At 71.4% G+C, this 24,750-nt stretch carries 15 protein-coding genes; 10 read left to right on the top strand and 5 right to left on the bottom strand.

Annotated elements, in window-relative coordinates:
- Positions 1–319 precede the first annotated feature (319 nt).
- Both ACH4ZX_RS13905 and ACH4ZX_RS13900 read left to right on the top strand, forming a co-directional pair.
- Positions 320–6,073, top strand: a complete 5,754-nt coding sequence (locus tag ACH4ZX_RS13905) for a hypothetical protein (protein WP_398271889.1) — start codon at positions 320–322, stop codon at positions 6,071–6,073.
- A 242-nt stretch (positions 6,074–6,315) separates the two neighbouring features.
- The gene (locus ACH4ZX_RS13900) at positions 6,316–7,686 is read left to right on the top strand and encodes a hypothetical protein (protein ID WP_398271888.1); all 1,371 of its coding nucleotides are present in this window, start codon (positions 6,316–6,318) and stop codon (positions 7,684–7,686) included.
- 69 nt (positions 7,687–7,755) lie between these two features.
- Here ACH4ZX_RS13900 and ACH4ZX_RS13895 read toward each other — a convergent pair whose 3' ends face one another.
- The 4 genes from ACH4ZX_RS13895 to ACH4ZX_RS13880 all read right to left on the bottom strand — a co-directional run bounded on the left by ACH4ZX_RS13895 (position 7,756) and on the right by ACH4ZX_RS13880 (position 12,661).
- Positions 7,756–9,240, bottom strand: coding sequence for a cellulose binding domain-containing protein (locus tag ACH4ZX_RS13895; protein WP_398271886.1), 1,485 nt, complete (start codon positions 9,238–9,240; stop codon positions 7,756–7,758).
- Between the two features lie 180 nt (positions 9,241–9,420).
- Positions 9,421–10,767, bottom strand: a complete 1,347-nt coding sequence (locus ACH4ZX_RS13890) for a radical SAM protein (RefSeq protein WP_398271884.1) — start codon at positions 10,765–10,767, stop codon at positions 9,421–9,423.
- Between the two features lie 57 nt (positions 10,768–10,824).
- On the bottom strand, positions 10,825–11,499 hold the full coding sequence (locus ACH4ZX_RS13885) for a pyridoxamine 5'-phosphate oxidase family protein (RefSeq protein WP_398271882.1): 675 nt from the start codon (positions 11,497–11,499) through the stop codon (positions 10,825–10,827).
- A gap of 154 nt (positions 11,500–11,653) precedes the next feature.
- Positions 11,654–12,661, bottom strand: a complete 1,008-nt coding sequence (locus tag ACH4ZX_RS13880) for a hydroxyacid dehydrogenase (protein WP_398271880.1) — start codon at positions 12,659–12,661, stop codon at positions 11,654–11,656.
- 97 nt (positions 12,662–12,758) lie between these two features.
- Between ACH4ZX_RS13880 and ACH4ZX_RS13875 the strand changes: the two genes are divergently transcribed.
- The 6 genes from ACH4ZX_RS13875 (at position 12,759) to ACH4ZX_RS13850 (ending at position 21,820) form a co-directional block, all read left to right on the top strand.
- Entirely contained in the window at positions 12,759–14,003 is a 1,245-nt protein-coding gene (locus tag ACH4ZX_RS13875; RefSeq protein ID WP_398271878.1) for an FAD-binding protein, read from the top strand.
- A 165-nt stretch (positions 14,004–14,168) separates the two neighbouring features.
- Positions 14,169–15,416, top strand: coding sequence for an ROK family transcriptional regulator (locus ACH4ZX_RS13870; RefSeq protein WP_398271876.1), 1,248 nt, complete (start codon positions 14,169–14,171; stop codon positions 15,414–15,416).
- Positions 15,417–15,764: 348 nt separating this feature from the next.
- Complete coding sequence (locus ACH4ZX_RS13865; protein ID WP_398271874.1) at positions 15,765–17,030, top strand: ABC transporter substrate-binding protein; 1,266 nt, start codon at positions 15,765–15,767, stop codon at positions 17,028–17,030.
- A gap of 20 nt (positions 17,031–17,050) precedes the next feature.
- Positions 17,051–18,016, top strand: coding sequence for a sugar ABC transporter permease (locus ACH4ZX_RS13860; protein ID WP_360742630.1), 966 nt, complete (start codon positions 17,051–17,053; stop codon positions 18,014–18,016).
- On the top strand, positions 18,013–18,921 hold the full coding sequence (locus ACH4ZX_RS13855; RefSeq protein WP_398271872.1) for a carbohydrate ABC transporter permease: 909 nt from the start codon (positions 18,013–18,015) through the stop codon (positions 18,919–18,921). The genes ACH4ZX_RS13860 and ACH4ZX_RS13855 overlap by 4 nt, the downstream gene beginning before the upstream one ends.
- A 34-nt stretch (positions 18,922–18,955) precedes the next feature.
- Positions 18,956–21,820, top strand: coding sequence for a glycoside hydrolase family 2 TIM barrel-domain containing protein (locus ACH4ZX_RS13850; protein WP_398271870.1), 2,865 nt, complete (start codon positions 18,956–18,958; stop codon positions 21,818–21,820).
- 225 nt (positions 21,821–22,045) lie between these two features.
- On the opposite strand, the gene ACH4ZX_RS13845 is transcribed toward ACH4ZX_RS13850, so the two are convergent.
- Positions 22,046–23,032, bottom strand: coding sequence for an alpha/beta fold hydrolase (locus tag ACH4ZX_RS13845; RefSeq protein ID WP_398271868.1), 987 nt, complete (start codon positions 23,030–23,032; stop codon positions 22,046–22,048).
- A gap of 235 nt (positions 23,033–23,267) precedes the next feature.
- Between ACH4ZX_RS13845 and ACH4ZX_RS13840 the strand changes: the two genes are divergently transcribed.
- Positions 23,268–23,852: a TetR/AcrR family transcriptional regulator gene (locus ACH4ZX_RS13840; protein ID WP_398271866.1), complete on the top strand. Its 585-nt coding sequence runs from the start codon at positions 23,268–23,270 to the stop codon at positions 23,850–23,852.
- Positions 23,845–24,660, top strand: coding sequence for an alpha/beta fold hydrolase (locus ACH4ZX_RS13835; protein ID WP_398271864.1), 816 nt, complete (start codon positions 23,845–23,847; stop codon positions 24,658–24,660). The genes ACH4ZX_RS13840 and ACH4ZX_RS13835 overlap by 8 nt, the downstream gene beginning before the upstream one ends.
- Positions 24,661–24,750: the final 90 nt, after the last annotated feature.

Raw genomic sequence — 24,750 nt, 5'->3', positions numbered from 1 at the left:
TATACACCATCTGGAACGCCGCCGCTTCTCCCCTGCCACCACACGGCGCATTGTCGTGGCCTTCTGATATGACTGATGGTCAGCTGCGCGACGTATAGGCCCGCACGCGCGGTCCACGGGGGGTGGGGCTCGGGCCGACAGCCTGATGATCCGGGCTGTGGTTGTAGGGGAGCAAGGGGGTTGTCCGATGCATTCCGTCTCGGCCTTGAGGCAGTGGCTGCATGAGAGGCCGCAACTCGTGTTGCGGCTGTTCCGCCACGTCGAGAGAGCACATGGTGCGAACGTCCTGTACTACCGGAGCGGGCCGGCCCCGGCAGCGATGCGCAAAACGAACGGGGCGCGTCTGTGGGTCAAGCGGGCCCCGGAGGAGCTGCTGCGCAGCCTCAGCCACTGCGGGTTGAGCATCGCCTGCATGCGTCTGGACGAACTGGGCCGCGGTGACGATCTCGTCGACCCGGACGTCGGTCAACTCTCGGAGTTGCTGGGTCTGCTGCCCACCGAGGTGGCCCAGCTCATGCTGCACGGGCTGTCGTTGGAATCCGGTCTTCCGGCTCATCGGCTGACGCACAGCCATGCCGATGAGTTGTGGAAGGCCACGCAGGTCGGGGGGGAGCCGGTATCGAACGAGCTCTGGGAGCGCCCGTCCTGTGCCGTTCTCGGGGAGGCCGCACCCGATCACAGCCAGGTGCCGGTTCCGGAGCCGAGCCGAACGGCTGGCCCCGGGGAACATGAGGGCGGTGCGCCGGTGACGGAAAGGACAGCGGTGGACGCTGACACGCTGTCCCAGCGCACGGCCCTGCTCCGCGCCGACGCCCACGAACTGGCCGAGCGGCTGGACGCGTTCGCCGCGGCAGTGCGGGACGGTCGGCTGAGGAGCGACGAGGACCTCCAGCAAGTGATGCTCTCGTGGGTATGCGAGCGCGAGGAGCTGGCCAGCGCCCTGGTGGAGGCCGGGGCAGGAGTCTGGACCGCAGAACAGGGCTGGGGCGAGGCCGAGGCGCTGATCTCGAGACTGGGAGAGGAAGAGGAGCGACGCCACCAGGTCGAGCGGGAGATCGCTGAGGTGGCCAAGGCCCGTGACGAGGCCGAGGCCCTGCTCGAAAACCTCTCCAGCGATCTGATGCGGGCGAGTGTCGTCGACCAGATCGCGGACTTCAACGCCCGCCTCGCCCGGCTTCGTGGGGACGCGGACTCCCAGGCGGCGGCCACCGGCAGGGAGAAGGTCCACCACCAGCCGGAAGTCTTCTGCGACGGTGAGGTCCCGGACGAAGACGGTGACGTTCTGCGGGACGGCCCCGCCCCTCCACGGGAAGGGCCCGCTCCCGTACCCCCCGCGTCGCCGGGCAACAGCCGGGAGGTGGCGTCCGACACGGCTGCGGAGCACGGCCTGACGGATGCCCCGAACGTTCCGGCGGAGGCACCGCCCGCGCGTCACCCCCAGGCAGCGGACAAGAGCGCCGAAGCCGACCTCGGCCAGCACAGCGGCGGCTCGGAGAAGGGCGGGGCAGAACGGGCGGGCGACCCCCTGGTCGACACCCCGGCTCCCAGTGCTCCGTTCGCAGCACCCCCGGACACGGACGTCTCCGTGCCCGCCCAGCACGCTTGCGACGCGTCCCTCCCGAAGGAGCCGGCGGAGGGAGGCGTCAGGCCCTCCACCGGACCTGCTCCGGCGTCGGTCGATATGTGGGCCGGCGACCACGCCCCGGTGGCAACCCTGGTGGCCCAGGGCAGGCTGGCCGAGGCGTACTGGCTCACCCGTGCAGCCGGAGCGCCCGGGCACCGCGCGCTCGCCCTGGGGTTCGCGGACGCAGCGTTCCACGTTTCGGCTTCCTCGGCATCCGACCTGCAGGTGCAGACCGAGGAGCGTCTGGAGACCTTCAAAGAGCAACGCCCCTGGGACGACGACCATGACGCCCATCTGGTCCTGCTCACCGCTGCCGTCCGCAGTGGCATCTCGGCCCGCTGGGCGAGCAACGTCCTGACCGAGCACATGTCGGTCCCCGGTCTCCCCACGCCGTGGGCCGATGTGCTCGACGGACTCGTCCAGGCGGTCCGTATGGGTGTGGAGATCGAGCCGGGCAGCCTGCAGTCCGCCGCCGCGGAGACGGTCGCCGACCGTTACGAGTGGATCGCCGATCAGGCCCGGCAGCTCGCCGTCGACTTACCGAAGCGCAAGATCCGTTACCAGCGCGCGACCGTCGTTCTGCAGACGCTGGCGGCGTCCGACGGTGTGCTCGGCCGCTCACTCCAGGCCATCGAACGCTGGGCGACGAGTGAGGGCAGAACGGGGCAACAGGAGCTGATCGCTCTTTCCGATGCGTACTTCAAGCGGGACGACGCCGTGGACCGGCTCATCGATGAGACCGACCGGGCCAAGCGCAGCCCCAAGCAGTCCAAGGGCGACATCTACGCGGGCGCTCGTCAACAGCTGTACGCGCACATCAAGAGCGTGCATGACCTCCTGAAGGCGGCGGTGCGGATGGCCGAGGCGCCGCGCTCGTCCGGCAACCGTGAGGTCAGCCGCGAACTCAAGGCGGCTGTCGAGGCCGCCAGGGGCGCGGCGCCGGCGCCGGGGGTGGGCGGCGCGCTTCTCGGTCTGTTGCTGCGGTGGCTGGACCGCTCGTACGCGCCCGAAGCCCGGGACACCTGGTTCCCACCGCCGTCCGACGAACTGCTGATGGTGCCGGGCCTCCCCTGGCGTACCGAAGACGGCCGGAACGTCCCTGATCTCTCCCACCAAAGCACATTGGACGCCCTCTCGGCGATGCTCGGCCCCGTTGATCCCGTCAAGGCCTTCACGTGGCACCGCGAGCAGGGCGACCTGCACCTCGCCGCATGCGTCCTGCGACAGATCTCTGAGGGCGGGGTCGACGGGGTCAACCTGACGGCTTCCCAGATCGCCGAGTTGCGGCAGGCATCCACCGAAGCGGCCGACACTTGGAAGGCTCGCTGTGCGGGGGAGCACCGCAGGGCCCAGTTGGGGCTGGCCCGTGTCCGGGCACACAACCTGCTGACCCGCGAGACCGAGCGTGAGTTCACCGGCCGCCTCCTGGACCTTGAGGGCGAGGACCACGGCGGCCGCTACCGGGAACGCCTGCATGCCATCACGGCGGTCACCGAGCGTCTGAGTGCCCTGGAGCAGAACAAGACGGACGACCTGCGTCGGCAACTCGACCAGGTCCACATGCCCGAACAGGACAAGACCCGCATCCGCGAGCTGCTGAGCCGCGGCGAGACCGTGGCAGCCGAGGAGCTCCTCTCCTTCGCCCGCCGGGGACAGGCTCTGCCCGAACCCGCCAAGCCCGCCAGTCAGGTTCTCTCCCGCTTCCTGGAGGGGGTGGCCGACCCCGACGCACCCAAACCGGACCAGAGCGGCGGGAGTGCCCGCTGGTGGGCGAATCACTACGCCGACGGCGACACGCTGGTGCCGAACGCTGAGGCCGGCCTCCAGGCATGGGACCGGCTGGCCCAGGGGCGGGACGAGCGGAAGATCGGCCGGGCAGTCGTCAGCGTCCTCAGGCTCCTGGGGCTGTCCGCGGACCCGCCCAATGTGGAAGAGGCATCGTGGGGGGTCACGAAGCTGAGCGTGCGGGCGGACATCACGGAGAGCACGCCCGGATACGTGGCAGCGCTCGGTTCGCAGGCCCGCCGCATGTACAAGGTGGTCGTGATCACCGACGAGCTGCGGGGCGAGGGCCCCTTGCGGCATCTGCCCGCGTCAGCGATCGGCGCCAACATCATTCTTTACACACAGCCACTGGGTGTATCGGGCCGTTGCCGTCTGGCTGTGGAGTCACGGGGGCGGACCCAGCAGGCGCTGGTCGTCGACCCGGCCGTCGTCGGATGGGTGGCCGCGAAGGCGCCGCGCTCCTTCCGCGCGGTGCAGCGGGTCACCCTGCCATGGACCGGATACACCCCTTATACCCCGCACGTCGCCGGACTGGTACCTCCGGAAGTGTTCAAGGGCCGCACGGACGAGATGCGTGCAGTGATCGACCCGCAAGGCCCGATCTTCCTGTTCGGCGGGCGCCAGCTCGGCAAGTCGTCCCTGCTCAGGCAGGCCGCGGAAGTGTTCCAGAAGGACGACCGGGACAACCGCGTCGCCGTGTACGTAGACCTGATGAAGGCCGACATCGGGCACGCCGAGCCGCCGGAGGGAATCTGGCGGATGCTGCTGGCCGAGCTCAAGCGGCAGAAGGTGCTCAGCGATACCATCGCCGACCGGGCGCCGGCCAGCGTGATCGCCGCCGCGGTCCAGCAGTGGATCGAGGCGGCACCCGAACGACGCATCCTGCTTCTCGCCGACGAGGCCGACGCGTTCCTCACCGCGGACGCCCAGGCCGTCTACACGGGCGGCGGCCAGTCTACGTTCCCCACCGTGAAGCGGCTGCAGCGGCTGATGGAGGACACCGGACGGGACTTCAAGGTGGTGTTCGCGGGACTTCACCAGGTGCAGCGGTTCAACCGTCTGATCAACGTGGTCACCGCGCACGGCGGCCGGGACGTACCGGTCGGGCCACTGGACCCGCGGGACGCCGTCGAACTTGTGGAGAAGCCCATGGCCGCAGTGGGACTCGCTTTCGAGACCCGCGACCTCGTTTGGCACATCCTCGGCCTGACCAACTATCAGGCCAATCTGCTGCAGATCTTCTGTGACCATCTGGTCGCCTACATGCAGCAGCGGCCCATGCCCGCCGAAGGCCGTCACGCGCCCATCACCTGGGAGGACGTCCAGCAGGTGGCCGGTATGGAGGAGGTCCGCGGGCTCATCGCGGAACGCCTGCGCTACACCATCAACCTGGAGGACCGCTACCGCGTCCTCGCCCTGCTCATCGCACTGCGCAGCCTCGATGAAGGACACGAGTACGGATACCGGTCTGCCGAACTCCTCGAGCATGCCCGCGAGCGCTGGCCCGACGGATTCCAGCTCGTCACCGAGCGGCAGTTGATCATCTACCTCGACGAGATGGTCAACCTCGGACTGCTGATCAAACTCGACGGTGAACGCGTCTACGCGATGCGCAGCCCCAACGTGGTCAGCATGCTCGGGACCAAGCCCGAACTTGAGAACGAGCTCCGTGAGACCCAGTTCGACCAGCCGTACGACTACGACCCGAAGGTCGCCCGACGTGCCCTCGGCTCGGACCGGCGTACCCGTGTCCAGCGGATGAGCCCGCTGACCGACGGTCAGCTGAGCGAGATCCTCGACCACACGACCCGCACCACTCTGGTGCCCTGCACGCCAGCTCTCGGCGCGGACCTGGTGAAGCGCGGGCTGGAACTGCACGTCGACGGTCACGACCTGGCGATCGTGCCGGTCGGTCCCGACGACGACCTCACGGAAGTCATCACCGCCAACTCGCGCCGCAGGGTCGGTTCCCGTCTCCTCTTCGTCGACCTCAGGGGTCAGGACACCGGCCAGCTGCAGAAGGCCGTCGAACGGCTTCTGGTGTACACGGACAGCACCCGAGGCGAGGGCGCGTCCACCGCTCCTCCCCGCCGCTATGCCGTGGTCCTGTGCGACCCGGACGCCGCGGCGGGAGTGGAGCAGACCGCAGGGGTGGTTCGCCCCGAACGATGGAACCTCAACAGCCTGCGCGCCTGGCCGGAGTCTCCGTTCACCTCTCCGGACGACCGGCGGAACCTGATCCAGGTGACCGGCGGCTGGCCCGTGCTGGTGGAACTCGCCATGGCCAAGGTGCGCCTCGGCAAGCGACAGCAGGACGTGTTCGACGAGCTTCTGGCCGAGATGGCCGGCCCGCAGAAGGCGGGTGCGCACTTGCAGCTGGCCGGCCTCGATTCTTCCGACGTGACCCGGCTGACCGCCTGGGCTCAGTTCTACGAGGAGAACGACCACCACGCAGGCGACGCGGTCACCGGCCCGAGCGACCTGCAGGCGGCCTTCATCGCTGCCGGGCTCTTCGACGAGAGCGACGCCGAGCGCGCTCTGGAGGCGGCGGAGCAGTTCCTGGCCCACCTCGACCGCATCGGCGTCCTCGACGTCATCGAGAAGGGAAGTACGCTGGATCCGGTCACTTTCCGCGCTCTCAAGGCGGTCGGTGACAGCCGGTGAGGCACATCGTCCAGAACGGGGCAGCGGCGACCGGAGGAAGTGAGGCCGGCCCTCCCGACCTGCCGTTCACCCAACGGGACCTCGCACGCCTCCCTGGGCCGCGCAGGCACCTCGACCGACTCGAGCGGGACCTGCGGGCGGGCCTCGACTGTGTCTGGTACTTTCCGGACACCGTAGTGGAATCCGGCCGGGCGGACTTCTTCCTGCGAGAGCTTATGAGCCGGCTCGAGGAGTCCGTACCGGTGCCGGGATCGATCACGTCGGCGGGGAGCAGCACCCGTGCGGCCGGCACCGGCACCATCGGTTTCCCGGCCCAGCGCTCGGCCAGCGTGAAGCCGGACGGCACTTCGGTGCGAGGTGTCTTCGGTCTCTGGCATGAAGAGGACGACGGCTTCGACGCCGACGATCCTTACGGCGCCCTCCTCAACCCCTTGGCCGCGGCCACGGCCAACACCCCGGCCGCCCGCGGGCAGGGAACGTCCGTCCCGCAGGACACGGCCACACCAGTGTCCCTCGTCGATCGCCTGGCCAAGGAGTTGGGCGTCGGCGGCTCCCCGTTGGGCGAGTTGCTCAGGAGAGCCCGCCGGTATCGCGGTGGGTCCCATGCCGACGACCTGGACGACGTGGACGACGGCTCCGCACCGGACTCCCCACCGACCGTCGTGGTACGGGGCTGGGAGGAGCACTCGGCCGAGGAGATGGGCCAACTGCTCCGCACCGCCCATGCCACCTTCCGGGAGTCGGGTCTGTCGGCGGAACGGCGTCCCCGTTTCCTCTTCGCTGCACGGGTGCGGGACCTGCCCAGCACGGCCCTCGGCGTCGGGCTGAGCCATAACCACGTCACCATGCACTGGTGGTGGCGGGTCTGGACCCGTCTCGACAGTGAGGTCCTGCTCGCTTGGCGACCGCGTCCGTCGGTGACTGCCGCCCAGGCACTGCTCGACCGGGTGACGGACGCGGTCGTCGCCGAGGTCTGCGGTCCCGATGTCGACCGGGCTCTCGTGCTGCGCGAGGTGTGGCAGGGGGGTGATGTGGCATCCCTCCGCCGCGCGCTGGCCGCCACGCTGCCCGATCAGGAGGACGACGTGGACCGGAACTGGCTCCGCCGCATGTCCACCGCACACGCTTCCAGCCCGTCCGCGGAGATACTTGACGCCTGGGCGACTGGGACCGTCGACAGCTGGGACGGACACATCCGTCCCGTGTTCGCCCACCGTCTCCTCGACCAGCGATCCAACGAACTGCGCATCCTCGTGTGCCACGCTCAGAACCGCGTCCTGCTCCCGCTGTTGGAGGAGGCCCGCACCTCTTTGATCGAGCTGGTGCCCGCCCTGCTGCGCAGAGAGATCGAGTTGGACTACTTCCGGGAGCAGGCCAGGTCCGCCTACCGCGTGAGGAACGGGCATCCTGCCGCTCCGCTTGCCGAGCTGGAGATCGGCGACCTGGCCCGGGCGGCGCGCCTGTTGGTCCTATCCACGGACCAACAGGCGCGTCTGAGGACCCTGAGCAAGGCCAGGAACCACCTGTCCCACCTTCAGCCGCTGCCCCAGGACCTCCTCGTCGCTGTCACGGAGGCCCTGACTACTGACTGGGTCGCCGATCACCGGAGCTGACCGCACATCGTGAGTCTGGTGGCGGGCATCGGACCGGAAGCGGGCTTACCGGAATGTGGCGGCGGTACGTCAGCCGGCTTTCGCGCAGGCGTGTCCGTTGAGCTCGAAGTGGTACGGCGGTGAGTTCTTGCTCTGCCAGGAGGCGAGGAAGCCGAAGGTGAGGGTTCCCCCGGCGGGGACGGACTTGTTGTAGTCGGCGGCGGTGGCGGTGACGCGGGAGCCGTTCTGCGCGAAGCTCGCGTCCCACATCTGGCCGACCTTCTGGCCGTCCCGGAACGACCAGGCCACCCGCCAGCCGTCGAGGGCGTCCTCGGTGGTCACCGAGACGGTGGCCTGGAAACCGTCGGGCCAGGAGTTGACGAGGTCGAAGGCGGCCGTGCAGGTCGCGCCCCCGCCGGACGGCCCGTCGCCGCCACCGGCCGTGGACGAGGAGGTGCCCTGGGGTTCCGGGTCCGGGTTGTGGTGGCCGCCCGTCGGCGTCCCGGTCGCGGTAGCGGGCGCCAGGGTGGGCGCGGTGGCCGACGCGGACGAGCCGGCGCCGGACGGCAGGGACCCCTGCGGGACCGCGACCGGCTGCCGGTCGGACGTGTCGGCGGAGGCGGCGTCGTCGTCCGCGCCGCCGAACGGCATCATCGACACGGCCAGCGCCACCAGCGACACCAGGACGGCCGCGGCGAGGAGCCCGTGGCGCACGAGGCGGGCCCGCTGCGCTCCGGGCCGCGGCTCGCGGTCCTCGCCGTCGGTCCGCTCCGGCCGCCCGGCGCCCAGCCGCACCTCGGCGGCGCGGCGCCGGCGCTCCAGGTAGGCCAGGCCGCCCCAGCCGATCACGCCGCCGGCCAGGGCGGTGGGCAGTTGCCCGCCGTGCGGGCGCAGGCAGGCGGCGGCCTCGGCGCACTCCACGCACGTGGCGAGGTGGCGCGAGAGGTCGGTGGGGATGTCGGCGGCGGGCGACCGGGTGACGGCGTCGAGGAGGCGGGCGTAGCTGCGGCAGCTCGCGTCCATCGGCGTGTCGAGGTGGTTGCGGTGGCAGCGGTCGCGGAACAGGCCGCGCACCTGGTCGAGTTCGCTGCCGACGGCGGCCGGGTCGAGGCCGAGCCGGCGGGCCACCACGGACCGGGGCAGCGCCTCCACCTCGGCCAGCCACAGCAGCGTGGCGTCCGCCTCCTGCAGGTCGCGCAGGCCGCGCAGGGCGAGCGGGCGCTGCAGCGGGGGGCCGTTGTAGCGGGCGGCCTTGTCGGAGTTGAGCCACAGCCGCAGGTCGGGGTCGAGGTCGTGGCCTCGTCCGGCGGCCTCCCAGGCCGCCGCCGTGGTGCGTACGGCGGTCAGCATCTGCGGGATGGCGGGCAGCCGGGACGGGCGGCGGCCGGTGCCTCGGGCGGCGCCGGCGTCGGCGGCGCGGGCCTCACCTATACCGAGTGCGAACGCCTCCCTGGCCAGCTGCGTCGCAGCGGCGGATCCGGAGGTGCACAGATCGGCGTAGGAAAGCACCGCGTCCCAGCACTCCGAGAAGAGCGCGGCCTCGGCGGCGCCCTTCGGGGTCGGCAGGTCGAGCATGGGTCTCCTGCATCCACAAGCGAGGTCAACTCACCATATTGGCAAGGGAGTTGGGGGGAACCTCGGGGCAGGACAAGAGCCTTTCACGTTTTCCACACAACTGACAAGCGGTTGCTTCGCATCCGGTTACCGGTTACCGGCGGTTGCCCGTCGAGGGCCCCCGCCGTCCGCCGCGCCGGCTCACACCTCCGCGGGTTGGTCCGCCGCTTCGTCCGCCGCCGCTTCCTCCGCCGGGAGGCTGTCCATGAAGGAGCTGACGGAGAAGACGGCACGGCCGGGTCCGGGCGGGCCGTATCCGGGCGGGGAGGACAGGCCGAAGTCTTCCATGGTGGCGCGGTAGGCCTCCAGCAGGCGGATGTGGTATTCCAGCGGGGCGCCCTGCGGGTTGGCCTTGCCGAGCGGGGTCGTGGGCTCCGGGCACCAGGTGGTGAAGCGGGGCGTGATGCCGTGCGACATGAAGAAGCGCAGGCCCTCGGTCGTGGACGCGATGGCCTCGTCGACCGTGGTGAAGCCGAAGGGCTCGGCCATCTCCACGCCCGCCACGAAGTTGGGGATGACGTTGCGCGCGCCGAAGACGTCGGCGGAGTCGAGGATCCTGCGGTGCCACTCGTCGCGGCCGACGTAGCGCTCCTTGCCGGGGCAGTACAGCTCGAACAGACGGCGGTCCCACACCTCGAAGTTGGGGTGGTAGATCTGCACGCCGTAGTCCTTGAACCGCTGCACGTCCGGCTTCGGCAGCGCCTGCGCGACGACCTTGCCGATCCAGCGGCCCGGGAAGCGCTCCTCGATGGCCTTGGCGTAGTGGCCGTAGAAGTCGGCCTCGTCGCGCCCGGCGACGGTCTTGGTGATCGCGCCGCCGGTGAGCGTGTAGGCGGTGGAGGCCTTCTGGGTGTCGTAGCGGTCGATGATCTCCAGCGCCTCCAGCACCTCCTCCACGTCCTTGACGCCGGTGTACGGGCGCCCGGCCGCCTTGTGCTGGCGCCAGTTGTGGTTGATGTCGCAGTACTGGCACTCCTCCTTGGCGCCGAAGTACTGGCAGACGCGGAAGACGGTCAGGTAGATCAGGTAGCCCCACTGGATGGTGGGGGCGACCTCCATCACCGACTTCCCGTTCGCGAGGGTGTGCCGGTAGTACTCGGGCATCGGCGGCACGCCCACGTCGGCGATCCGGCTGCCGTCGAGGTAGAGCCCGAGCATGCCCTCCTCGTCGGCGGCGACGCGGTACGGCGAGGACGGGTTGACGCGCACGGAGACGACGGTGCGGCGCAGTCCGTACGGGCCGCCGGTGAGGATGATCTCCTCCGGCGGGCGGCGCAGCGCGGCCTCGCCGAGTTCGGGCAGGGTGCCGTGGTCGAAGGAGAAGATGAAGTACGACTTCGGCTTGACCTCGCCGCTTTCGTTGTCGCTGAGCGCGGACGGGTCGAAGGCGACGCCGCCGCGCAGCAGGTCCTCCTTGAAGACGGCTTCCCGCGGTACGTGCGGGAACCGCTCCATCAGATCCTCGACCAGCGCGGTACGGCTGCCCATCCCGACTCTCCTCAACGCTCGGACGTACGACTCCTCACGGTAGCTCCCGCCCCGCAGTCAGCCGTGCCGGGTCCCCCCGCGGCGTGCGACGTGCGCGGGCGGGGCGATGTCCGGGGGCAGCAGCGGGTCGGCCACGGGGGCGCCCCACGTGGAGGTCAGCGGCAGGGTGCCGGCCCACAGGCCGAGCTCCGCGTCGGGTCCGTCGCCGTCGTCGGGGGCGCCGGCGCGGATCTTGACGGAGGCCTGTTCGAGGCTGAGGGCGAGCAGGACGGTCGCGGCGAGTTCCCGGCGGCTGGGCTGTCTGGCGTACGTCCACTGCCCCGGCGCCGCGTGCTCGGTGAGCCGGCGCAGGCCCGCGAGCTTCTCGTCGGGGTCGGTGACCTTGCGGGGGATGCCGTGGATCATCGCGCTGCGGTAGTTGACGCCGTGCTCGAAGACGGAACGGGCGAGGACCAGCCCGTCGACGTGCGTGACGGTGACGCAGACCGGGGTGTCGCTGGCGAGGCTGCGGCTGGCCACGGACCCGTGGACGTAGAGCTCCCGTTCGCTGCGCCCGTACACGGTCGGCACGACCATCGGCCGACCGTCCACCACCACTCCGAGATGACAGACGAACCCGGCGTCCAGGATCGCCTCCAGGTCGGCCCGCTCCCGGCTCCCCTGCTCGCGCAGGCGGCGATGCCGGGTCACGTCGGTCTCGGGAAGGACGGCGGGCAGCTGCGTGGACGTCATGCGCCGCAGACTACCGATTCCGCATGAGACTGACCATGATCAAGTCGATTACATCGCCTGGACTCGCTCGACACGACGAAATCCGCATCGGAATCACGACCGTCGACCTGTGCCGCCCCGCCTCGGGATCCCGCCGTGGACCGGACGCCGCCCCTCACGCCTCCCGCTCCAGCATCCTCGGGTCCACCGCGTGCGCCAGGCCCTCGCCGGTCACCAGGCGCTCGGCCTCCGCGGCCACCGACGCGCCGAGGCGGGCCAGCTCGTTGCCCTGGGAGCCCGCGAGGTGGGGGGTGACGAAGGCGCCCGGCAGGTCGAGCAGGGGGGAGTCGGCGGGCAGCGGCTCGGGGTCGGTGACGTCGAGGACCGCGGTGAGGCGGCCGGTGCGCAGTTCGCCGGCGAGGGCGTCGTGGTCGACGAGGGCGCCGCGCGCGGTGTTGATCAGCACCGCCCCGTCCGGCATCAGGGCCAGCTCGCGGCGGCCGATCATCCGGTGCGTCTCGGGTGTGGCGGGGGCGTGCAGCGTGACGGTCTGCGAGGTGCGCAGCAGCTCGTCGAGCGGCAGCAGCGGGACGCCGAGCGCGGCGGCGCCGGCCTCGTCGACGTAGGGGTCGGTGAGGGTCACGCGCAGGTCGAAGGGGCGCAGCAGTTCGATGACGCGACGGCCGGTCCGGGAGGCGCCGACGACGCCGACGCGGCGGCCGTTGTTGCCGATGCCGGGGACGAGGTCCCAGCCGGGCGAGACGCGCTCGGCGCGCAGGCGCTCGCGCCGGGCGAAGACGTCCTTACCGGCCAGCAGGATCATGGCGAGGGTGTACTCGGCGACCGGTGCGGCGTTGGCGACGGCCGCCGAGGAGACCGCGATGCCGCGCCGCCAGACCTCGGGGGTCAGGAAGCCCTTGACCGAGCCGGCCGCGTGCAGCACCGCGCGCAGTCTCGGGGCGGCGTCGAGGACGGCCGCGTCCAGCCGGGGGCAGCCCCACCCGGTGACGAGGATCTCGGCGCGGGCGAGCGTCTCGCGGACGCCCGGCGCGGTGAAGTCCTCGGCCACCACGCCGGGGTCGATGTCGAGGCTCGCCCGCAGCCGCGCCAGCACCTCGGCCGGGAAGATCTGGGGAACGTTGACGGCGGTCATGGCGAACAGGGCCTGCGGACGCTCGGGCAAGGAGAGTGACCTTCCGGAGGGGAAACCGCTTCCTACGGTAGGCGGCGGCGGATGAGAGGGTCAACGCACACGCACTTCCGCGGGAGGGACGGCAGGGATGTCGGAGACGGTCACCAACTGGGCGGGCAACATCACCTACACGGTCGGGGAGTTGCACCGGCCACGCTCGCTCGACGCGCTCAGGGCCCTGGTGGCCGGCAGCCGGAAGGTGCGGGTGCTCGGCAGCGGGCACTCCTTCAACCTGATCGCCGAGCCGGGCGCCGGGGGCGTCCTGCTCTCGGTCGCCGGGCTGCCGCCCGAGATCGACGTGGACCGGGCGGCCCGTACGGTGCGGGTCTCGGGCGGCGTCCGGTACGCCGAACTGGCGCGCACGGTGCACGCCCACGGGCTGGCGCTGCCCAACATGGCGTCGCTGCCGCACATCTCGGTGGCCGGGTCGGTCGCCACCGGCACGCACGGCTCGGGGATCACCAACGGCTCGCTGGCGGCGCCGGTGCGCGAGGTGGAGCTGGTCACGGCGGACGGTACGACCGTGCGGATCGCCCGCGGCGACGCCCGCTTCGGCGGCGCCGTGACCTCCCTCGGCGCCCTCGGCGTCGTCACCGCGCTCACCCTCGACCTGGAACCGGCGTACCGGGTCGAGCAGTACGTCTTCACCGAACTGCCGCTGGCGGGGCTGGACTTCGAGGCGGTCGCGGCCTCGGCGTACAGCGTGAGCCTGTTCACCGACTGGCGGGAGCCCGGCTTCCGTCAGGTGTGGCTGAAGCGGCGCACCGACCGGCCGGCGCCCGCCTTCCCCTGGGCCGCGCCCGCCACCGAGCCGATGCACCCGGTGCCGGGCATGCCCGCGGCCAACTGCACCGAGCAGTTCGGGGTGCCGGGGCCGTGGCACGAGCGACTGCCGCACTTCCGGGCCGAGTTCACCCCGAGCAGCGGGGACGAGCTGCAGTCCGAGTACCTGCTGCCGCTGCCGCACGCCCTCGACGCGCTGCACGCGCTCGACGCCGTCCGGGCGCATGTCGCCCCCGTCCTGCAGACGTGCGAGGTGCGCACGGTGGCCGCCGACGCGCAGTGGCTCAGCCCGGCGCACGGCCGTGACTCGGTCGCGCTGCACTTCACCTGGGTGGCGGACACGGCGGCGGTGCTGCCGGCCGTGCGGCGGGTGGAGGAGGCGCTGGACGCCTTCGGCGCGCGGCCGCACTGGGGCAAGGTGTTCACCGTCCCGGCGCCCGGCCTGCGGGCGAGGTACCCGCGGCTGCCCGACTTCCGGGACCTGGCGACCGCCCTCGACCCCGGCGGCAAGTTCGCCAACGCCTTCGTGCAGGATGTGCTGAGCCTGTGAGACTCCCCGGCCCGGGTCGCGCCGGCCACGGCTCCGTCCGTCGGCCTCCCGACTTTCTTCAGCCCCTTTCCTAACCCCTTGTCGAAAGTCTCCGCAGCCCATAGATTTGCGGGCGCCGGTGCCGATGTGCCCGGCGGCACGGACGAAGGGACGGGGGCCGATCCGGTGAAGCGCACATCACGTGACATCCGCACCGCGAACCGCTACGAGGTGTTGCGCCAGATCATCGCCGAGTCCCCGACCTCCCGGCAGGAGCTGGCGGCGGCCACCGGGCTCAGCCTCGCCACCGTCGCCACCCTGGTCGGCGAGCTGCTGGACCTCCGCATGATCACGGAGGTCGGGTTCGAGGACTCGGCCGGCGGCCGGCCCCGCGGCCTGGTGGCCGTCAACGCGTCCGGCGGCGCGCTGATCGGCGTCGACATCGCGGAGACGTACGTCCGGGTCGAGCTGTTCGACCTGGCGCTGAACGTCCTGTCCCGCGCCGACGAGGACGTGCGCCCCGGCGAGCGCCGCCCCGAGCAGGTCGTCGCCCATGTCGCGGCGGCCGTCGGCGCGGTGGTCGCGCAGGCCGGCGTGGAGGGCGCACGGGTGCTCGGCGTCGGCGTGAGCGTGCCGGGGCAGGTGGACCGGGACACCGGCGTCGCCGAGTACGCGGCCAACTGGGACTGGCACGACGTGCCCCTGCTCGACCTGCTCGCCGAGCACGTCGCCTATCCCCTGTACCTGGACAACCCGCTGCGCGCCTGCGCGGTCGCCGAGCTGTGGTTCGGCGCCGCGCGAGGGCGCGAGGACGCCGTGGTGGTCAACCTCGGCACCGGCGTCGGCGCCGGTCTGGTGCTGGGCGGCGGACTGCACCGGGGGGTGAGCAACAGCGCCGGCGAGTGGGGGCACACCACGCTCGTGCTGGACGGGCGGCTGTGCCACTGCGGCAACCACGGCTGCGTGGAGACGTACGTCGGCGCCCCCGGCATCATGCAGAACCTGCGCGAGCTGAGCCCGCGGAGCCCGCTGCTGCACCCGGAGGACCAGACGGCCACCGTCGACGCGCTGGCCCGCGGGGTCGCCGCGGACGACCCGGTGGCGGTCAAGGTCGTCCGGGACACCGCCCGTTACCTGGGCGCCGCCATCGCCGACCTGGTCAACCTGCTCAACCCCGAGGTGGTCGTGCTCAGCAGCTGGGTCGCCGCCCGGCTCGGCGAGCCGCTGCTGGACGAGGTGCGCGAGGCCGTCGCCCGGCACGCGCTCAGGCGTCCGCTGGCCGCCACCGGGATCGTCCTGTCCCCCATCCCGACCGATCCGGTGTGCCTGGGCGCGGCGACGTTCGCGCTGGAGGGCGCGCTCCAGTCGGTCGGGCAGCGGACCGCCGCCAAGCGCGCCGGCTCCGCGCGCAGCCGTACCGCACCGCCTTCCTGACGGCGGGTCCGGCACCCCCGGGGTGGCCGCCCGCACGCTCTCCCGGTCGCCGTTCGCACGCCCCCTGGGGGCCGCCCGCACGCTCGCGGGTCGCCGCCCGCACACCTCCCTGGTCGCCGCGCGCACGCCGCCCGGGCCGCCCCCGCACGCCCCCTCGGTCGCCGTCCCGTTCGTCATCCCGAACCGGGCGCAACGTTTGGCGCAGACTTCGTCCAACCCCTTGCCGAAGCATTATCCGAAGGTTAACGTCCGGCACCGCACGGCAATTTCGGGCCAGCACCGACCCTGTCGGCCGGCGTCGCACCGAAGCCGTGGAGCCGCAGCCGTACTCGAGACAAGGACGTCAGCATGTCGGCAACGAGCAACAGCAACTGGTCCCGCCGATCGCTCTTCCGGGCCGCCGCGGGCATGGCCGCCGCCGGCACGCTGGCCGCGTGCGGCAGCAACAACGGGCGGGGCGGCGGATCCGGTTCGGGCAAGCAGCTCGTCCAGTACTTCCACGCCTACGGCGAGGCCGGGACGGAGCAGGCGATCAAGCGGTACGCGAAGGCGTACGACGGGGCGAACGTGACCACGCAGTGGATCACCGGCTCGAACTTCGAGAGCAAGCTGTTCGCCTCGCTGCTGACCAAGCAGGCACCGGACCTGTTCGAGTTCCACCCGCAGATCCAGCTCGTCAGGAGCGGGCAGGTGGCGGACCTGACCGACATCATCGAGCCGGTGAAGGACGACTTCAACCAGGCCGACATCCGGTCCCACACGGTGGACGGCAAGATATACGGCGTCCGGATGATCGACGACCCGCAGTTCTTCTTCTACCGCAAGTCGCTGCTGGAGAAGGCGGGCATCGAGCCGCCGACCACGCTGGACGAACTGCTGGAGGCCGCCGCCAAGCTGACCACCAGCAAGGTCAAGGGCGTCTTCCTGGGCAACGACCTGCACGCGGTGATCAACCCGCTGATCTGGTCGGCCGGCGCGGACACGCTCGACGACAAGAACCAGATCGCCTACCACACGGACGGCGTCGTCGAGGGCCTGAAGAAGATGCGCAAGCTGTTCACCAGCGGCCACCTGCTGCTGGACGCCCCGGCCGACTTCTGGGACCCCTCCGCGCTCAACCAGGGCCTGTGCGCGATCCAGTTCTGCGGCATGTGGGCCATGCCGCAGTTCCAGCAGACCCTCGGCGACGACCTCGGCATCATGCCGTTCCCGAAGGTCACCGACGCGGGCAAGCCGTCGGTCTACAACGGCGGCTGGTCGATGTTCGTCAACGCCAAGGGCAAGAACGTCGACGCGGCCAAGGAGTACGTGAAGTGGCTGTGGATCGACCAGAAGAAGTACCAGGAGGACTGGGCGCTGTCGTACGGCTTCCACATCCCGCCACGCGCCTCCCTCGCCCGGTCCGCCGCCAAGCTGAAGTCGGGACTGCCGGCCGAGGGCGTGAAGCTCTTCAACGACTACGGCCACTTCGACAACATCGGCTGGACCCAGGCCATGATCACCGCCACCGAGGACCTCTTCGCCGACTGCGTCCGCAAGGGCGGTGACCCGGAGGCCGCGCTCGACAGGTGCGACAAGACGGTCGGCGCCGAGCTGAAGAAGCTGTTCGGATAGGCCGCCGGGCGGACCACGACATGTCGACGACCACGACGCGCGACCTCGCGAGCACCTCCCCGGCCGGGGCCGAGCAGGCCCGGCCGCGGGGGGCCTGGCGGGGCAACCGCACGTTCAACTTCTGGCTGTTCACGAGCCCGTTCCTGATCGGGCTGATCGTCTTCGTCTACGTCCCCATCGGCTGGAGCGTCTACCTCAGCTTCTTCGAGGCCCGCTTCACCGTCACGCCCAGCGACTTCGTGGGCCTGGGCAACTACCGGGAGATCCTGACGAACGGGGGGTTCACCGGCTCCCTGGTCACCTTCACCGTCTTCGCCGCCTTCATCGTGCCCACCACCTGGGCGCTGTCGCTGGGTCTGGCGCTGCTGGTGAACCGGCTGCGGTTCATGCGGGCGTTCTACCGGTCGGTGTTCTTCCTGCCGACGGCGTGCTCCTACGTCGCCGCCTCGCTGATCTGGAAGATGTCCCTGTTCAGCGGGGTGCGCTTCGGTCTGGCGAACACCGTCCTCGGCTGGTTCGGCGTGGAGAACATCGCCTGGCTCGCCAACCCCGACCCGCCGTGGTATTGGCTGGTCATCGTCACCGCGCGGCTGTGGCTGCAGTCCGGCTTCTACATGATCCTGTTCCTGGCGGCGCTGCAGAACATCCCGCAGGAGCTGTACGAGGCCGCCGCCATCGACGGCGCCAAGCGGGGCTGGCAGACCTTCCGGCACATCACGCTGCCGCAGCTGCGCGCCACCTCCACGGCGGTGATCCTGCTGCTGCTGGTGGCCGCCTACCAGGCGTTCGACGAGTTCTTCAACCTGCTGGCCAAGACGACTTGGGGCCGTCCCCCGCTCGTCGAGCTGTACTACACCGCGCTCGGCCAGGACCAGAACTACGGCAAGGGCAGCGCCGGCGCGGTGATCCTCACGGCGCTGATCTGCGTCGTGACCCTGTTCCAGGGCAAGTTCATGGGCTTCGGAAGGGGGGACGAGTCCAAGTGACCACCACCGCACCCGAGATCGGGAACACCCGCGCGTCCGGGACCGCGAAGACCGGGAAGACCCGGCGGCCCGGGCGCGGCGGCTCGGTGATGAGCTCCACCGGCCTCTACGTCGCCACCAGCGTCGCCGCCCTGCTCTTCCTCGTCCCCTTCTACCTGCTGATCCGCAACGCCCTGTCCACCGACCCGGAGATCACCGGCGAGAACTGGAAGTTCTTCCCCACCGACATCCAGTGGGGCAACATCACCGAGCCGTTCCACGACGCGACGGTCGACTTCGGCCAGTCGATGGTGAACTCGATGATCGTGGGCGTCCTGCACACCGTCGGCACCCTGTTCGTGTGCTCGCTGGCCGGCTACGGCCTGGCCCGCATCCCCTACCGGCACGCGAACAAGGTCTTCTACGGCGTCCTGTTCACCCTGATGGTGCCGACGGCCGTCACCTTCGTCCCCAGTTTCGTGCTGGTGTCGTCCCTCGGCTGGGTGGACAGCTACCGCGGTCTGATCGTGCCGGGCCTGTTCAGCGGTTTCACCTGCTTCCTCTTCCGGCAGTACTTCCTGGGGTTCCCGAAGGAGCTGGAGGAGGCGGCGCGCGTGGACGGGCTGGGCTACTGGGGCGCGTACTGGCGCGTCGTGGTGCCCAACTCGCTGAACTTCTTCGCGGCGATCGCGACGATCACCTTCATCAACGGCTGGAACTCGTTCCTGTGGCCGCTGGTCATCGGCCAGGACCCCAGCGCCTGGACGGTGCAGGTCGCGCTGTCGTCGTACATGACCAACCAGACCGTCAACTACCACCTGATCTTCATGGCGACCGCCCTGTCCATCCTGCCCCTGCTGCTCGTCTTCCTCTTCCTCCAGCGCTGGCTGGTGCAGGGGATCGCCCAGACCGGCATCAAGGGCTGACGCCGCTCCCTCTCATCTCACGACCTGGAGACCGATGTCTTTCCGCACCACCGCCGCCGTCGACCACGTCGAGGACGTCTCCCCGGGCCGCGGGGCCCTGCCGCCCCGCGCCTGGTACGCCTCCTCGGACGCGGCGTCCCTCTCCCTGAACGGCCGTTGGCGATTCCGTCTGTCGCCGACCGCCGACGCCGAGGACGACTCCTTCGCCGTACCCGGACACGACACCGGGGACTGGGCGGAGGTGTCCGTCCCCGGTCACTGGGTGCTCCAGGGCCACGGTTCCCCGATCTACACCAACCACCTCTACCCCTTCCCGGTCGACCCGCCGCGGGTGCCGACCGAGAACCCGACCGGGGACCACCTGCGCGTCTTCGACCTGCCGGCGGACTGGCCGGCGGACGGCGACGCGGTGCTGCGCTTCGACGGCGTGGAGTCCTGTGCCCGCGTCTGGCTCAACGGCACGGACATCGGCGACTTCAAGGGATCCCGGCTGCCGCACGAGTTCGCGGTCGGCCGGCTGCTGAAGCCGTCCGGCAACGTGCTCGCGGTGCGCGTGCACCAGTGGTCGGCGGGCTCGTACCTGGAGGACCAGGACCAGTGGTGGCTGCCCGGCATCTTCCGTGACGTGACGCTGCTGCACCGCCCGGCCGGCGCCGCCGGGGACTTCTTCGTGCACGCCTCCTACGACCACGTCACCGGCGAGGGCACGCTGCGCGTCGACTCCGACGTCGCCGGCCGGGTGACCGTCCCGGAGCTGGACGTCGACGTCGCCACCGGCGAGACGGTGACGGTCCCCGTCGAGCCGTGGTCGGCGGAGGTCCCGCGGCTGTACGACGGTGTGCTGGCGACCGGGGGCGAGCGGGTGCCGCTGCGCGTCGGCTTCCGCACGGTCGCCCTCCAGGACGGCCTGATCAAGGTCAACGGGAAGGCGGTCCTGTTCAAGGGCGTCAACCGGCACGAGTGGCATCCGGAGCGGGGCCGCGCGCTCGACCTGGAGACGATGCGCGAGGACGTGCTGCTGATGAAGCGGCACAACGTCAACGCCGTGCGCACCTCGCACTACCCGCCGCACCCCGCGTTCCTGGCCCTGTGCGACGAGCTGGGCCTGTGGGTGATCGACGAGTGCGACCTGGAGACGCACGGCTTCGTCGAGCAGGACTGGCGCGACAACCCCGTCGACGACGACCGCTGGACCCCGGCCCTGCTGGACCGCGCCGCCCGCATGGTCGAGCGCGACAAGAACCACCCGTCGGTCGTCGTCTGGTCCCTGGGCAACGAGGCCGGCACCGGGCGCGGGCTGACCGCGATGGCGGAGTGGATCCGCGGCCGCGACGCCTCGCGCCTGGTGCACTACGAGGGCGACGTCACCTGCCGCGACACGGACGTGTACTCGCGGATGTACGCCTCCCACGAAGAGGTCGAGCGCATCGGCCGCGGCCTGGACGGCGGCCCCCACAAGCGGCGTGAACTCCCCTTCATCCTGTGCGAGTACGCCCACGCCATGGGCAACGGCCCCGGCGGACTGGCCGACTACCAGAAGCTGTTCGAGTCCCACGACCGGCTGCAGGGCGCGTTCGTCTGGGAGTGGATCGACCACGGCATCGCCCACCCGGAACTGGGCTTCGCCTACGGCGGCGACTTCGGCGAGGAGCTGCACGACGGGAACTTCGTCTGCGACGGCCTGCTGTTCCCCGACCGGCGGCCCTCCCCCGGCCTGCTGGAGTACAAGAAGGTCATCGAGCCCGTCCGCATCGAGGGCGACGGCACCGGCGGGACCGTACGGGTGACCAACCGGTACGACTTCGCCGATCTGTCGGCGCTGGCGTTCGAGTGGTCGTACCAGGTGGACGGCGAGACGGTGCAGTCCGGCCCGCTGTCGGTGCCCGCCCTCGCGCCCGGCGAGACGGCCGAGGTCAAGCTGCCCGAGCCGCCCGCGGAGGCGGCAGGCGGCGCGGAGACGCGGTGGACGGTACGGGCGCTGCTGGCCGCCGGCACCACGTGGGCGCCCCGGGGCCACGAGGTGGCCTGGGGCCAGGTACCGGTGGCGGCGCGTTCGCTGCCGTCCGTCGCGGCCACCGCCCGCCCCGTCCTCGCCGAGCGGCTGATCACGCTCGGTCCGGCCTCCTTCGACGCCCGCACCGGCGCGCTGAAGGCCGTGGGCGGCGTGGAGGTCACCGGCCTGCGGCTCGACGTGTGGCGGGCGCCCACCGACAACGACGACGGCGCCCCCTGGCAGAGCGACGTCCGGTTCGGTCTGCTCTGGCGCAAGTTCGGCCTGCACCGCATGCGGCACCGGCTGGACGCCGTGGAGGCGGGCGACGACGCGCTCACCGTGCGGACCCGGGTGGCACCGGCCGCCTGGGAGGTGGGCCTGGACACCGTGTACCGCTGGACGTCCGACGGCGGCCGGCTGCGGCTGACGGTGTCCGTGACCCCGGAGGGCGACTGGACGGTGCCGCTGCCGCGGCTGGGCATCCGCTTCGGCCTGGCCCACGCGGACTCGGTGACGTGGCACGGCGGCGGCCCCGGCGAGGCGTACCCCGACACCAGGTCGGCCTCGCGGCTGGGCCGTTGGACGTCCACGATCGACGACCTGCAGACGCCGTACGTCCGCCCGCAGGAGAACGGCGCCCGCGCCGACGTCCGCTGGGCCCAGCTCGGCGGCCTGCGCGTCGAGGGCGACCCGGAGTTCTCCTTCAGCGCCCGGCGCTGGACGAACGAGCAACTGGACGCGGCCCAGCACCTGAGCGATCTCACACCCGGCGACACGGTGTGGGTCAACCTCGACCACCGCCGGCACGGCATCGGCTCCCAGTCCTGCGGCCCCGGCCCCCTGCCCCACTACTTCCTGTGGCCCGAGCCGACGGAGTTCTCCTTCGTCTTCACGGAAACCAGCTGACGGGACGGCCCTGCGCAACCCCGCGGCCGGCGGCACCCAGCCGCCCGGCCGCGGCGGCGTCCTGCGCGGGTTCGCCCGGATCGGCACGGCACAGGCCCCGCACGGCTCCCGCCGTCCCGGACCCGCGCGCCACCGTCCCCCAGGGCACCGACAAGCAGGACCGGCGTCGCCGCGGCCCGGCCGACGCCTCCCCCGGTTGTGCACCCGGCGAGCAAGCCCAGGGGCTCAGGCGGGCAGGGCCGTCAGCCAGTCGGTCAGGAGGGTGTTGACCTGGTCGGGGCGTTCCTGTTGGAGCCAGTGGCCGCAGTCGTCGAGGATGTGGGAGGAGAGCAGGCCGGGCAGGGTGGTGGGGTAGGCCTCGATCGCCTCGGCCAGCCAGGTGGTGGAGGCGTCCAGTGCTCCGCCGACGAAGAGGGACGGCTGGGTGAGGGGCTTGCCGTGGAAGTCGGTGAGGTCCTCCCAGTCCCGGTCCATGTTCCGGTAGCGGTTGAGCGCGCCGCGCATGCCGGTCCGCTCGAACTCCCCTGCGTAGAAGTCGAGTTCGTGCTCGCCGAGCCAGGCGGGCAGCCGGCCGGCGGGGAACCGGTCGCGCAGCGTCCCCCCGCGGCTGACGAAGTGCGGGTCCGGGGTGCCGGGTGCGGGCATGGTGCCGGCGGAGAAGGCGGCGTAGAAGCCGGCGAGCCAGCCGCGGACGTCGGGTTCGATCTCGGCCTCCGCCCGGCCGGGCTGCTGGAAATAGGAGACGTAGAACTCCTCGTCGCCGCCCATCCGCGCGAAGACCTCGCTGGGCCGCGGACCGCCGGGTGGCGTGTACGGGACGCTGAGCAGTCCGACTGCGCGGAAGACGTCCGGCCTGACGAGGGCGGAGTGCGCGGCGATGCCCGCTCCCCAGTCGTGCCCGACGATCACCGCGGTCTCCTCGCCGAGCGCCCGCACCACGGCGACGCTGTCCTCGACCAGGTCGAGCATCCGGTACGCGGCGACCTCCTCCGGCCTGGAGGAACGCCCGTAGCCGCGGACGTCGACGGCGACCGCGCGGTATCCGGCCGCGGCCAGCACCGGCAGCTGGTGGCGCCAGGAGTACCAGGACTCCGGGAACCCGTGCACCAGCAGCACCAGCGGCCCGGTGCCCTGCTCCACCAGGTGGATCCGGCCGGCGGGCGAGGGGACCAGGCGATGGGTGAGACCCGTGGCCCGGGCGGACTGCGGCATGACTCCTCCGTGCTGTCGATCCGGCTGCGCGCGTCGGGTGCGCACACGGCGATCCTTCGGCAGGAACACGGGCCGCCGCGAGGGCTGTTGCCGGTTCGGCAAAATCCCGAGGGCCGAATCCCGGGGGCCGAACCCCGGAGGCCGAACCCCGGAGGCCAAATCCCGCAGGCAGGGCACTGCCTGTGTGCACTAGGCTTTCACCTAGTGGCCCTAGGTTGGCTTCCGGAGGTCGCCCATGGTCCGCGCTGGACTCACCGCCGAGCGTCTCGTCGCCGCGGCCGCCGACCTCGCGGACGAGGCCGGGTTCGAGAACGTGACCCTGTCCGCGCTGGCCCGGCACTTCGGGGTCAAGGACGCGAGCCTGTACTCGCACGTCCGGAACCTCCAGGACCTGCGCACCCGCCTGGCGTTCTTCGCCGGGGCCGAGATGGTCGACCGGATCGCCGCGGCCGTCGCGGGCCGGGCCGGCAAGGACGCGCTGGCGGCCTTCGCGGGCGCCTACCGCGCGTACGCCCTGGAACGGCCGGGCCGTTACGCCGCCACCCAGATACGGATCGACGAGGCCCTCGTCGCCGCCTCTCCCGTCCTCGCCCGCACCGCCGAGATCACCTACGGCATGCTCCGCGCCTACGGGCTGGAGGAACCCGACCTCACCGACGCGGTCCGCCTGCTGCGCAGCACCTTCCACGGCTACTGCGCCCTGGAGGCCTCCGGGGGCTTCGGCGCCCCGCGCGACGTGCACAGCTCGTGGGACAGGGCCGTCGACGCACTGCACGTACTGCTGGAGAACTGGCCACGAGAGGGCGCGGACCATGACTGAACTCCACTACGACGTACGCGGCCACGGCCCCGTCCTGCTGATCGTGCCCGGCGGCTCCGGGCACCCCATGGGCCTCGGCCCCCTGGTCGACGCGCTCGCCGGCCGTTTCACCGTCGTCACCTACGACCCCCTCGGCCTCGCGCACGGCCGGCTCGGGCAGCCGGTCGCCGACCAGCGGGTCGAGGAGTGGAGCGAGGGAGCGCACCGGGTCCTCGAGGAGACGCTCACCGAGGGCGAGCCGGGATACGTCCTCGGCATGAGCTCGGGCGCCATCGCGGCGCTCGACCTGCTGGCCCGGCATCCGCACCGGCTGCGGCACGTGATCGCGCACGAGCCGCCGTGCGTGGGCGTACTGCCGGACGGGGACCGGCAACTGTCCGTGTTCCGGGAGGTGTACGACACCTATCGTGCCGCCGGGCTCGCGGCCGCCGCCGCCCGGCTGACCGCCGGACTGACCGGCGCGGCGCCTCCCGAGGTCGAGCCGGGGCAACCCCGCACGCGGGAGCAGGAGTTGACCGATCCCATGGCCCTCTTCGTCGTCCACGTCCTGCGCCGGTTCACCTCCCACCAGCCGGACCTGGACGCCCTCGCCGCCGCGGCCGGGCGTCTCACCCTGGCCGCCGGCTCCGACTCCCGCGGCCAACTGCTGCACCGCACCGCCGGGTTCGTCGCCGAGCGGACCGGCGGCGGGTTCGCGGAGTTCCCCGGCGGCCATCTCGGCGCCCTCCAGCATCCCGTCGCGTTCGCCGAACGGATCGCCGCGACGCTGCCTCCGCTCGACGTCCCAGGCGTCCCGCAGGCCTCCTAGACGAGTAAGTCCGATCTCCGGTCAGTGGTCATAGGCGATCAGTGACCGGGTGATCGGTGCGTTGGTTGCGTTGTTGTGCCAGATCGCGGC

Source organism: Streptomyces sp. NPDC020490, from assembly GCF_044335305.1.
Taxonomy (GTDB): domain Bacteria; phylum Actinomycetota; class Actinomycetes; order Streptomycetales; family Streptomycetaceae; genus Streptomyces.
This window is presented reverse-complemented; position numbering and strand designations above follow the sequence as displayed.

Excerpts from the sequence above, each read along its gene's own strand:
- ACH4ZX_RS13895 (WP_398271886.1), bottom strand. The coding sequence starts at position 9,240 with ATGCTCGACCTGCCGACCCCGAAGGGCGCCGCCGAGGCCGCGCTCTTC.
- ACH4ZX_RS13835 (WP_398271864.1), top strand. The coding sequence starts at position 23,845 with ATGACTGAACTCCACTACGACGTACGCGGCCACGGCCCCGTCCTGCTG.
- ACH4ZX_RS13890 (WP_398271884.1), bottom strand. The coding sequence starts at position 10,767 with ATGGGCAGCCGTACCGCGCTGGTCGAGGATCTGATGGAGCGGTTCCCG.
- ACH4ZX_RS13850 (WP_398271870.1), top strand. The coding sequence starts at position 18,956 with ATGTCTTTCCGCACCACCGCCGCCGTCGACCACGTCGAGGACGTCTCC.
- ACH4ZX_RS13875 (WP_398271878.1), top strand. The coding sequence starts at position 12,759 with ATGTCGGAGACGGTCACCAACTGGGCGGGCAACATCACCTACACGGTC.
- ACH4ZX_RS13845 (WP_398271868.1), bottom strand. The coding sequence starts at position 23,032 with ATGCCGCAGTCCGCCCGGGCCACGGGTCTCACCCATCGCCTGGTCCCC.
- ACH4ZX_RS13860 (WP_360742630.1), top strand. The coding sequence starts at position 17,051 with ATGTCGACGACCACGACGCGCGACCTCGCGAGCACCTCCCCGGCCGGG.
- ACH4ZX_RS13865 (WP_398271874.1), top strand. The coding sequence starts at position 15,765 with ATGTCGGCAACGAGCAACAGCAACTGGTCCCGCCGATCGCTCTTCCGG.
- ACH4ZX_RS13885 (WP_398271882.1), bottom strand. The coding sequence starts at position 11,499 with ATGACGTCCACGCAGCTGCCCGCCGTCCTTCCCGAGACCGACGTGACC.
- ACH4ZX_RS13840 (WP_398271866.1), top strand. The coding sequence starts at position 23,268 with ATGGTCCGCGCTGGACTCACCGCCGAGCGTCTCGTCGCCGCGGCCGCC.
- ACH4ZX_RS13905 (WP_398271889.1), top strand. The coding sequence starts at position 320 with ATGCGCAAAACGAACGGGGCGCGTCTGTGGGTCAAGCGGGCCCCGGAG.